Source organism: Lentzea sp. NPDC020367 (genome assembly GCF_044387305.1).
GTDB lineage: Bacteria > Actinomycetota > Actinomycetes > Mycobacteriales > Pseudonocardiaceae > Lentzea.
In genome coordinates this window covers 1,070,095-1,080,797 of sequence record NZ_JBIRVV010000003.1, presented here as the reverse complement: position 1 = coordinate 1,080,797, position 10,703 = coordinate 1,070,095, and the positions used below count along the sequence as shown (strand labels likewise).

The following is a 10,703-nucleotide window of genomic DNA, read 5'->3' as shown; positions in this document are numbered from 1 at the left end:
TCGAGTTGACATCCCTTCCTGGCTGCAGCAAGAGCTATGGCACGACTCGTGACGAAGCCACCCCACCCAGACCGCACGGTAAGGACGGCTCGCCTGCGGCATCGCGGATGATTGGGCGCTTGCCGTGACCGCGCGCTCGGGCTGTCCACCCTCACCCGCCCCGCCTGTCCCGCCCTGCCTGTCCCGTCCCGCCTCGCCCGTCCGCCTGACGGTCCCGCCACTTTGGCTTCGCGGGAGTGTCAGACCTCGTCGCTAAGTTGGGTCGCGGGGGATCCAACTTCGAAGGGGACCCCTGCGCGAGCATGCCCTCCGAGTCCGCGCTGAGGCACCCTGCGCCCGGCATGCGGGCGATCAGGCGTGGGCGATCAGGCGTGGGCGGTTAGGCGTGGGCGGTTAGGCCTTCTTCAGTGGGCGGGCGCCTAGTTCGTCGGCCAGGAGTTGGAGCATTACCGACTCCGGGTCCTTGGCCTGGACCTCGTTCACCTTGTCCGGGTCTGCCGGGCGGGCGGCCTCGGCCAGCATTGCCTCTTCGTCGTCCGGTTCCGGCGGGAGGGGGTCGTCGGGCTCCGGGGGCTCCGGCGGGGGTGGGACGTCGTCCATCGGCTGGCGCGGGGCCTGGTTTTGTTGTGGTTCTGGTTGGGGGCGGGACTGTTGGTTGTTCTGGGCCTGGCTTGGGCGGGTTGGGGCTGGGCGGGCCGCCTTGGCCGGGGTTGATTGTTGTGCGGCCGCGCCTGGGGTGCCGTGGGTGCAGCGGACCTGCCAGGTGCCACCCAGTACTGACGACAGGGCCGTGGCGATGGCCTCGGTGTTGCGGGATTCGGCCAGGCGGCGGGCCAGTGGGGCCGAGGTGTGGGTGATCGTGACTACGTTGCCGTCTACCTCGCTGACCATGGCGTTGGTCAGCATCGCCTCGGTGCTTCGGCTCGTCGCTCGGACCGCGGCCAGCAGTTCGGACCAGATTCGGCGGACCGCCGTCGCGTCCATGGCTCCGCCGGCCGACGAAGCCGCTGGCTGCGGGGGTGCCACGGGCGCGACAGGTGCCGGGGCTGCGGAGGCGGCGGAGGCGGCGGGCGCAGGGGCCTGCACGGCAACAGGAGCGGGAGTCGGGGTTGGCGTCGGTGCCGCGACCGGTGCCGGAGTGGGGGCGACGGCTGCTGCGGGCTGGACCGGAGCCGGGGGCTCGGCGCGCGGTGGTTCCTGCTGCCTTGGTTGTTCTGGTTCCGCCGGTTGCTGGGACCTGCGGGTGAAGACTGGGGCGCCTGGCTGAGCCGGGGCTTCGCCCGGGGCCGCTGCGATTGTGGCTGGAGGGCGGCGTTCCAGCTGTTCCAAGCGTTGGAGGAGGGCGGCTTCCGACTGGCTCACCGACGGCAGGAGCATGCGGGAGACGAGTAGCTCCAGCAGGAGGCGCGGGGCAGTGGCTCCTCGCATGTCGACCAGGCCGGCGTGGACGATCTCGGCGTAGCGGGTGAGGGCCGCTGGGCCGATTCGTTCTGCCTGGGCCGACATCGTGGCCACTTCGTCGTCCGGGGCGCTGACCAGGTTGCGTTCTGCGGCGTCGGGGACCGCGCAGAGCAGGACCAGGTCGCGGAGGCGGTCGAGGAGGTCCGAGGCGAAGCGGCGGGGGTCGTGGCCTGCGTCTACCAGGCGGTCGATGGTGCCGTAGACGGCTGCGCCGTCGCCTGCGGAGAGGCCGTCTACGACGTCGTTGATCAGGGCCGAGTCGGTTACGCCCAGGAGTGAGATGGCTCGCTCGTACTTGACGCCGTCCTCGCCCGCGCCGGAGAGGAGCTGGTCCATCACGGACTGGGTGTCTCGGGCCGAGCCGCCGCCCGCGCGGATCACCAGCGGGAAGACCGACGGTTCTACGGCCACGCCTTCCGCGGCGCAGTTGCGTTCCAGCAGGGTGCGCATGACGCCGGGCGGGATCAGGCGGAACGGGTAGTGGTGCGTGCGCGAGCGGATCGTCGGGAGGACCTTGTCCGGCTCGGTCGTCGCGAAGATGAAGATCAGGTGCTCCGGCGGCTCTTCCACGATCTTCAGCAGGGCGTTGAAGCCCTGCGTGGTGACCATGTGCGCCTCGTCGATGATGAAGACGCGGTACTTCGACTCCGCCGGGGCGTAGAAGGCCTTGTCGCGGAGGTCGCGGGCGTCTTCCACACCGCCGTGCGAGGCCGCGTCCAGTTCCACGACGTCGACGCTGCCGGTGCCGTTCGGCGCGAGGCCGATGCAGCTGTTGCACTCGCCGCACGGGTCGGGCGTCGGGCCCTTCACGCAGTTCAGCGAGCGGGCGAGGATGCGGGCCGACGACGTCTTGCCGCAGCCGCGCGGGCCACTGAACAGGTACGCGTGGTTCACCCGGCCTGCCGACAAAGCGACGCGCAGCGGATCGGTCACGTGCTCCTGGCCAACGACCTCGGAGAACGTGGCCGGACGGTACTTGCGATACAGAGCGAGCGCCACGCCCGGAACAGTACCGGTGGCCACCGACACAAAAAGGGGACCCCGTGCACCCACCAGAGCCCGCTTATCCTTGCTGCCTTCCGGCCCTGGGGAGGTTCGCGAGATGTGTGCCGCACGAGGTCCGACGCAAGTGTAGCGAAGGGTCCTGATCGAACAAACGTTCGAGTTGCCCACAGTGTTGTCCCCAGCTGTGGACAACCGGCCACACACTTACCGGACACGGCTCCTGCACACTGATCGACATGCGCAGAACGGGCCTCGTGGTGGCCGTGATCGTCGTGGCCGCGACCGCCGTCGCCGGGGTCCTGATCTATCGCTCCAAGGGTGACGCGGTGCCGAACCGCGCGACCGACGTGACGGTGTGGCCGACGCCTCAGACACTCGAACGAGTGACTGCGGACGTACCGATCCCCGCCTCCGTGACCATCGAGGGTGACGTCGAGGCCACCACGAAGCAGATCGTCGAGAAGGCGCTCGCGGGCGGCACCGGCGGCGCCGCGCTGAAGATCCGGTTCAGCACCGACAAGGCGCTGTCCGCGGAGGCCTACCGGATCACCGTCGGGTCGACCGAGGTCAGCGTGTCGAGCGCGGACTCCGCGGGTGCGTTCTACGCCGCGCAGACCCTCCGCCAGCTGGTGCGGCAGGGCAAGCTCGCGGGCGTGAAGATCGACGACCGGCCGTCGCTGCCGCAGCGCGGGATCGTCGAGGGCTTCTACGGACGGCAGTGGACCTACGCCGAGCAGCAGGCCCAGCTCGACTTCGCCGCGACGGTCAAGTTCAACTCCTACGTGTACGCGCCGAAGGACGACCCGTTCCACCGCGACCGCTGGCGCGACCCCTACCCGGAAGATCGCCTCGCGCAGATCGCCGAGCTGGCCAAACGCGCCGCCGCCGGGCACGTGAAGTTCACCTACTCGCTCGCTCCCGGCCTGTCGATCTGCTACTCGAAGGACGCCGACCGCGACGCCATCCAGGCCAAGCTCACCCAGCTGCACGGCGCGGGCATCAGGTCGTTCGCGCTGCTCCTGGACGACATCGACTACGCCAAGTGGAACTGCCAGGAGGACCGCGACACCTACGGTCCGCCCAACCAGGAGAACGCGGCCCGCGCGCAGAACGACCTGCTCAACGACACCGCGCAGACCATCCGCGACCAGCTGCCGGGCTCCGGGCCGTTGATCACCGTCCTCACCGAGTACGGCGACATCAACCAGACCCCCTACAAGAGGGTCTTCCGCGACAACCTCGACAAGTCCGTCGTGGTCATGTGGACCGGCACCGCCGTCATCCCCACGACGATCACCAGGGACCACTCGAGGCGCGCCGAGCAACTGTGGGGCCGCAAGACCCTGATCTGGGACAACTACCCCGTCGCCGACTACCCGGACGCCAGGGGACGGCTGCTGCTCGGCTCGTACTCCGGCCGCGAACCGGGGCTCAGCGTCGTCGGCCTGCTCTCCAACCCGATGAGCCAGGCCTACGCGAGCCGCGTCGCGATGTTCGAGATGGCCGACTACGCCTGGAACGACGCCATGTACGACGAGGACGCGGCCGAACTCGGCTACGCGAACCTCCTCGCCGGCGGTGACGAGCAGGTGCGGACGGCGCTGCTGGCGTTCTTCGACATGAGCTCGTGGACGGCACCGAGGCTCGCCGCCGAGCTCAGGGAGTTCCAGGACAGGTGGAAGGCCGGTGACAAGAAGGCCGCCGTCGCCGACCTGCGCACCTACGCGAACGTGCTCGCCGGTGCCCCGAAGACGATCAGGGAACGGGTGGACAAGGGGTTCGCCACGGACTCCGAACCCTGGCTCGCCCAGACCGAGCTGTACGGCAGGGCGTTGCAGGCGACGGCGGACGGACTGGACGGCAGGCGCGAGCGGTTCACCGAGTCGGCAGAGCTCGTGAAGCAGCTCGACAAGAACCTGAAGCTGGGCGACGGGACCCTCGACAAGTTCCTCGCCGCGGCACCCAGACTCTAGATCGAACGTGTGTTCGAGTTGTCCACCGAACCATCCACACCTGTGGGCAACTCGCGTCCCGTGGCCAGCATCAGCAGGTCAGGGGCGGGCAGGTCCGGGATGCCCGACTCGCGGAAACGCTTGCGCGCACCCCAGAACGGACTCTTCAACACGTGCTCCAGCGCGGCCTGGGCCGGTTCGAGCGGCATCTCCCGGACGCGTCCCAACGGCCGTGCGATGTCCTGACCGTGCACGAGGAAGTCGACCAACGGATCGATCGGCGCGGCCATGGGCGCACGCTTCGACGAGCCGGCCGTCTCGCGGATCTGCGCGATCAACTCCGATCGAGTGAACTTCGCCGCGATCGTGCGGGCCTTGTCGTCCTCCATGCGCTCCCAGTCGAAGCGCGCCTTCACCACGCCGATGAGCACGTCCCGCCAACGGGTGCGCGTCGACGTGGTCAGGTGCGCGGCCATCTCCTGCATGCTCCAGCCGGTGCAGAGGGTCTCGCGCCGCCACTCGTCGTCGCTCAGGTCGTCGAGGAGGGCGGCGACGCTCAACCGTTCCGCCTCCAGCCATTTCATGATCATGATCGCCCCTCGATGACGGCCAGCCTGCGGCGCAGGAAGTCCTGTTCGGATTCGGTGCCCGCGAGCGCGATGGCCTCGCGGTAGGCCTGGGCGGCCTCGTCGTCACGGCCCAGGCGGTGCAGCAGGTCCGCGCGGGCCGCCCGGTACGGGTGGTAGTCGCGGAGCTTGGGCACACCGGCGAGCTCGTCGAGCAACGCGAGCCCGGCCGCCGCCCCGTCCCGCATTGCGATCGCGGCTGCCCTGTTCAGCGTGACCACCGGCGACGGGCTGAGTTTCCCGAGCACGTCGTAGAGCGCCACGATCTGCGGCCAGTCGGTGCTCGCGAAGTCCGGCGCCTCGTCGTGCAGCGCGTTGATCGCCGCCTGCACGCCATAAGGGCCGTATCCGCCCGTGAGCGCTCGTTCTGCCAGTGCGCTGCCCTCGTCGATCAGGTCGCGGTCCCAGAGCGCGCGGTCCTGGTCCTCCAGCAGTTCGGCGCGGGCGTCACGGCGGGCGTGGATCAGCAGCATCAACGCCAGCAGCCCCGTGACCTCGCGTTCCGGCAGCAGGCCGTGCAGGATCCTGGCCAGCCTGATGGCCTCCTCCGCAAGATCGGCGCGCTGGGCCGCGTACCCCTCGGTGAAGATCGAGTAGACGGCCTGCAGCACGCCCGGCAGGCGTTCCGGCAGTTCGTGCGCATCCGGCACGCGGAACGGGATGCGCGCCTCCTTGATCTTCTTCTTGGCGCGCACGATCCGTTGCTGCATGGTCGGGACCGGCACCAGGTAGGCCCGCGCGACCTCCGGCGTCGTGAAGCCGGCCAGGCAGCGCAGCGTCAGCGCTCCCCTGTCCTCCTCAGGCAACGCGGGGTGCGCGCACGTGAAGAACAGCTCCAGCCGCTCGTCCGGCATCGGGTCGGCCACGGGAGGATCGGCCCGATCGACCTCCACCTGCAGCAACGCCAGCCGCGCCGCGTAGACCTGGTCGCGCCGCAGGCGGTCGACGGCCTTGCGGCGCGCGGTCGTGAGCAACCACGCGCCGGGCCGGTCCGGCACCCCGTCCACCGGCCAGTGCCTCAGCGCCGCCTCGATCGCGTCGGAGGTGACCTCCTCGGCCAGGTCGAGGTCGCCGAACCGCTTGACCAAGATGGCGAGCAGCCTGCCGCGCTCCTCCCGGAACACCTGCTCGACGTTCATCGCAGGATCAGAAGTCGAACTCGGCGATGGGCCGGACGACGACAGCCCCGCCGTCCCGCGAGCCGGGACACTTCGCGGCCCACTCCAGCGCCGCGTCGAGGTCCGGCACGTCGATGATGTCGTAGCCGCCCAGCACCTCGCGGGTCTCGGCGAACGGCCCGTCGGTGACGGTGCGCCTCCCGTCCTGTCCGACCTGGACGGTGGTCGCCGTGACCAGGTCGGCCAGCGAGTGCCCGGAGACCAGGACGCCCGCGTCCTTCATCTCCTTCTCGTAGGCGATCCAGTCCTGCACGGTGCAGCTCGCCTGCTGGTCAGAGGCCGCGTAGATCAACAGCATGTACTTCACGAATGCCCTCCTCGGTCCGGTCTTACGGGATCACGACGATCGGGCCACCGCCAGATCGACACGGGCCTCGAACTTTTTCCGGCGACCCCCGTTTTGGGCTCCGGAACACCCGTCCGGTAAGGTTCTCGACGGAGGATTCGCATAGCGGCCTAGTGCGCACGACTGGAAATCGTGTTGGGTTCACCCCCTCACGGGTTCAAATCCCGTATCCTCCGCTCTCGCTGCGAAGGGCGCCGAACTTCAACGTTCGGCGCCCTTCGCGCGTTAACGTTGCATGATGCTGCCCGAAGACCTGATGCTGCTGTTCCTCGACGAGGAAGACGGCCGCGTGCTCATGGACTCGACGGCGATCCACAACGCTCTCGCCGGCGCCGTCCTGCTGGAACTGGTCAGGTCCGGGCGGGTCGCGTTCGAGCCGGACGGCAGGAAGCTCGCCGTCGTCGACCCCGCGCCGCTGACCAACGCGTTCCTGCAGGAGTCGTTGACGCGCCTCAACAAGCCCATGAAACCGCAACGGGCAGTGGAACGGCTGCGGACTCACGTGCGGGACAACGTGATGGCGCAACTCGAAGGCCAAGGCGTGCTGTCGGTCGAGAAGACCAAGATGCTCGGGATCTTCCCCACCAAGAGCTACGTGATCCAGGACCACAAGGCGGTCAGTGAGATCCGTGACCGTGTGGGCAACGTGGCGCTGGGGTACACGGCACCGGACGAGCACACCGGCGCGCTGATCTCGTTGCTGTACGCGGTGAAGGGGCTGCACAAGGTCTTCAACGGCGACAAGCGCGAGATGAACGCACGTGCCAAAGAGATCTACGCGGGGAACTGGGCCGGTGTCGCCGTGAAGAAGGCGATGGAGGCGGTCCAGGCCGCGGTCATGGCGACGATGGTGGCCTCGACAGTGGCCGCCACGTCGTTCGGAGGGGGTTCCAGCTGATGTTGCACGAAGACCTGATGCTGCTGTTCATCAACGAGCAGAACGGAAAACTGCGCGCCGACTCGTCGTCGGTGGAGAACGCGCTCGCCGGTGCCGTGCTCATCGAACTGGTGAACTCGGGGCGCGTCGCGTTCGAGCCCAACGGCAAGAAGCTCCAGATCGTCGATCCGACGCCGCTGAAGGACCCGGTGCTGCAGGAGTCGGTGACGCGGTTCGACAAGCCGATGAAGCCGCAGCGCGCGGTCGAGCGCATCCGGAAGCGGTTGCGGGACAACGTGGGCGCGCAACTGGAAGGCCGTGGCGTCGTGCGGGTGGGGTCGCGGAAGGTGATGGGGATCTTCCCGGCGAAGAGCTACGCGATCACCGACGAGGCCGCGCAGAACGACGTGCGCAAGGCGGTCGTCGAGGTCGCGCACGGCTACCGGGGAGCGGATGCGCGCACCGGGTCGTTGATCACGCTGCTGTACGCGGTGAAGTCCGTGCACAAGGTGGTCGAGGGCGACAAGCGCGACATGACCAAGCGCGCCAAGGACATCGCGGCCGGCAACTGGGCGGGTGACGCCGTGCGCAGGGCCATCGAGGCGATCCAGGCCGGTGTGGGTGCCGCAACGGCAGCTGCCGCCGCCGCGTCATCCAGTGGCGGATGACGTGGCGACGGCAGCGTTGGTCACTTCTTCAGGCAGTCGAGAATGTCTTCCAGCGCGAACACGATCCTGTCGACGTTCGCGTCACCCGTGGACGGGCGGGCGCGGACGATCTGCGGGTCGTGGTCGCTCGCCTGGTCGGCGAACTCGGCGTTGATGTGGACCACGTCGTAGCTGAAGCGCGTGATGTTCTTGCTCATCACGAGGTGGTCGAGCGTCTGCGAGTTGCCCTCGAAGACGTAGCTGTACCGCTCGTTCACGGGCAGCGTGTCGATCAGCGCCTTGAGGTTGCCGTCGCCGGTGAGGGCCTTGACGGCGGGCGAGAACTGGTAGTCGTTCAGGTCGCCCGCGAGCACCAGGTTGGCGCCCTTGTCGATCGCGCGGATCTGCTCCGTGAACGTCTTCAGCGCCGCGGCCTGCTTGGCGCGCTGCACCTCGGACGAGCGGTTCGGCGGCTGGTTGCGGCCGTGGACGGCCTCGTCGCCGCCCTTGGAGTTGAAGTGGTTCGCGACGACGAAGACCGTGCGGCCGCGGAACTTGAACTCGCCGGCGAGCGGCTTGCGGCTGTTCGCCCACGCGTCGTTGAGCGGGTCGATCCGGCCCGGTGACACGGAAAGCGACGCGCGGCCGTTCTTCTTCACGACCTGGACGGGCGTCTTGAAGTCGCCGCCGGGACGGTCCACGAAGGACACTCGCTGCGGGTTGAAGAAGAAGCCGACGCGGATGTTGCCGCCGGGCTCGCCGCCGTCCTTGAGGTTCTCCGGGTCGATCTCCCGCCACTGGTAGCGCGGGCCGCCCTTGGCGAAGATCGTGTCGGAGAACTTCTGCAGCGTCTGGTCCGCCGCGACGACACCGTCGTTGGTCGCGCCGTTGTTGTCCTGGATCTCTTCCAGCACAACGACGTCCGGGCTGCGCAGGTTCGTCGTGACGCCCTCGGCGAGCCGGTCGAACTTCTCCTGCGGGTCGGACGGGTCGAGGTTCTCGACGTTGTAGGTCGCGACCGAGAGCTCGGACTCCTTCTGCTGCGCGGTGATCTCGCGCTGCAGGTTGGACGACGCGTGGGTGCCGAGGTTCAGCGCCGCCAGCGTGTAGCCGCCGAAGTTCGTGTACTCGATGGCACCGACGGTCGCGCCGGTGAACACGTCACCGACGTTCGAGACGGGCAGCGTGCCCGCGGTCTTGATCTTCAAGCGACCGCTGTTGGCCTGGTCGTAGCTCGTGTACGTGGTGCCGCCGCGCAGGTTCTTGTTCTGGTCGGGGTTGACCGTCACCCAGACCTCGCCGAACGTGTTGCTCGGGCCCACGACGCGGGCGTCGTCGACCTGGACGAGCGTGCCTTCGAGCGACTCGAAGTAGTCGAGGCCGTACTTCGCGGGCTCCAGCGGGAGCTGCTCGATGCTGCCGCCGGGAGCGGGCAGGTAGCCGGCCGGGATGTTCTTCACGACGACCGGCGCCGGGACGGGGTTGCCCTTGGAGACCGTGATCGTGGTGGGCGCGGTGATCTCGGTGAGGGTCTGGTTGGAGCCCGTCTCACCGCCCGGCCGGTACTCCGCGATCGTGCCGCTGACCACGACGCTGTCGCCGACGGCCACGGTCGGCGCGGTGCCCGCCGTGTAGACGAAGACGCCCTCGCTGGTGCGCGGGTCGTTGTCCGGGGCCGTGTCCTGGATCCAGAAACCGCGGTCACCCGTGGCGCGCGTGCCGGTGACGACGCCGGGGACGTTGGTGACCTTCTGGCCGTTGAGCGGCGAGATGCGCGAGACACCCTGGATGTCGCGGATGCGCTTGTCGCCGGGGGTGGGGTCCTCCGGGTCGGGGTCCGGGTCGCCGCCTCCCGGGGTCGTCTCGCCCTTGGAGTTGATCGGGGTGGGGTTGCCGACGGTGAAGTCCGCGGAGTTGTCGTCCGTGTCGGGAAGCCCGGTCTTGCGCGACGCCGAGGTGGTGTTGCTCAGCGCGCCCGTCGCGGTGGCCTCGCGCACCACGGCCGTGCCGAAGCCGACGAGGTCCTTGATCCGCGTGTCGGCGGCGCAGTCGGCCGCCGTCTTGCACGTCAGCGCCGCGGTGCCGTTGACCAGCGCGATGGTGCCGCCGGTGGCGCTCATGGCGATCGTGCCGGTGGCGTCCGGCGTCGGCAGCTCGACGGTGCCGCCGGTGCCCTTGGCCTCGGCGACGAGGAACGTCTTGCCGGGCGCGATCGAACCGGCCAGCGGGGTGACGCCCCACTGCGTGCTCGCGCCGGGCGTGGCCGAGATGTACTGGACGCTGAAGCCGTCGAGCGCGATCGGGGTGGTGCCCTTGTTCGCGAGCTCGACGAAGTCCTGCTTGAGGGTGGCGCCGGAGTTGCCGCCGCCCCCGTAGACCTCGGAGATCAGCGCGTCTGTGCTGGGTGCGGCGACGGCGGGGACGGCGGCGAGCACGAGTGCCGCCACCGCTGTCCCGACGACGGGCAGGGTGGGTCTCAAAACTTCCTCCAGGGGATGCGGCGGACCGACGCATCTTTCCCCGATCGAGTGAGCTTTGGTAGCCGTTGTTACTAACGGTTAACCGGTTGGCCCATCAATGATCACTCGAACAAGTGTTCGATCATGGTGTA

8 protein-coding genes, 1 tRNA gene and 1 other RNA gene are annotated in these 10,703 nt (G+C 68.8%); 4 read left to right on the top strand and 6 right to left on the bottom strand.

What is annotated here, in order from left to right; translation table 11 throughout:
• Nucleotides 1–393 precede the first annotated feature (393 nt).
• Nucleotides 394–2,460 (bottom strand): DNA polymerase III subunit gamma and tau, encoded by a 2,067-nt coding sequence (locus tag ACH413_RS17660; protein WP_360047892.1) that lies wholly within the window; start codon nt 2,458–2,460, stop codon nt 394–396.
• Nucleotides 2,461–2,490: 30 nt separating this feature from the next.
• An RNA gene (gene ffs / locus ACH413_RS17655) (signal recognition particle sRNA small type) lies at nt 2,491–2,587 on the bottom strand.
• A gap of 115 nt (nt 2,588–2,702) precedes the next feature.
• Here ffs and ACH413_RS17650 point away from each other — a divergent pair.
• A complete protein-coding gene (locus ACH413_RS17650; RefSeq protein ID WP_360047894.1) occupies nt 2,703–4,439 on the top strand; it encodes a beta-N-acetylglucosaminidase domain-containing protein in 1,737 nt (578 codons plus the stop codon).
• On the opposite strand, the gene ACH413_RS17645 is transcribed toward ACH413_RS17650, so the two are convergent.
• From ACH413_RS17645 to ACH413_RS17635, 3 genes are read right to left on the bottom strand one after another with little or no spacing between them, the layout of a single operon-like run.
• The gene (locus tag ACH413_RS17645; RefSeq protein WP_360047896.1) at nt 4,436–5,008 is read right to left on the bottom strand and encodes a maleylpyruvate isomerase family mycothiol-dependent enzyme; all 573 of its coding nucleotides are present in this window, start codon (nt 5,006–5,008) and stop codon (nt 4,436–4,438) included. The two genes, ACH413_RS17650 and ACH413_RS17645, sit on opposite strands and share 4 nt — an antisense overlap.
• Complete coding sequence (locus tag ACH413_RS17640; protein WP_360047898.1) at nt 5,005–6,183, bottom strand: sigma-70 family RNA polymerase sigma factor; 1,179 nt, start codon at nt 6,181–6,183, stop codon at nt 5,005–5,007. The genes ACH413_RS17645 and ACH413_RS17640 overlap by 4 nt, the downstream gene beginning before the upstream one ends.
• 7 nt (nt 6,184–6,190) lie before the next feature.
• Nucleotides 6,191–6,529, bottom strand: a complete 339-nt coding sequence (locus tag ACH413_RS17635; protein ID WP_360047899.1) for a YciI family protein — start codon at nt 6,527–6,529, stop codon at nt 6,191–6,193.
• Between the two features lie 130 nt (nt 6,530–6,659).
• On the opposite strand from ACH413_RS17635, the gene ACH413_RS17630 reads away from it, so the two are divergent.
• From ACH413_RS17630 to ACH413_RS17620, 3 genes are all read left to right on the top strand, one after another.
• A tRNA-Ser gene (locus ACH413_RS17630) sits at nt 6,660–6,744 on the top strand.
• 62 nt (nt 6,745–6,806) lie between these two features.
• Nucleotides 6,807–7,466 carry a GPP34 family phosphoprotein gene (locus ACH413_RS17625; protein WP_360047901.1) on the top strand — a complete coding sequence of 220 codons (660 nt, stop codon included), beginning with the start codon at nt 6,807–6,809 and terminating at the stop codon, nt 7,464–7,466.
• Complete coding sequence (locus tag ACH413_RS17620; RefSeq protein ID WP_360047902.1) at nt 7,466–8,113, top strand: GPP34 family phosphoprotein; 648 nt, start codon at nt 7,466–7,468, stop codon at nt 8,111–8,113. The genes ACH413_RS17625 and ACH413_RS17620 overlap by 1 nt, the downstream gene beginning before the upstream one ends.
• A 20-nt stretch (nt 8,114–8,133) precedes the next feature.
• Here ACH413_RS17620 and ACH413_RS17615 read toward each other — a convergent pair whose 3' ends face one another.
• Nucleotides 8,134–10,572 carry an endonuclease/exonuclease/phosphatase family protein gene (locus ACH413_RS17615; protein ID WP_360047904.1) on the bottom strand — a complete coding sequence of 813 codons (2,439 nt, stop codon included), beginning with the start codon at nt 10,570–10,572 and terminating at the stop codon, nt 8,134–8,136.
• Between the last annotated feature and the right edge of the window lie 131 nt (nt 10,573–10,703).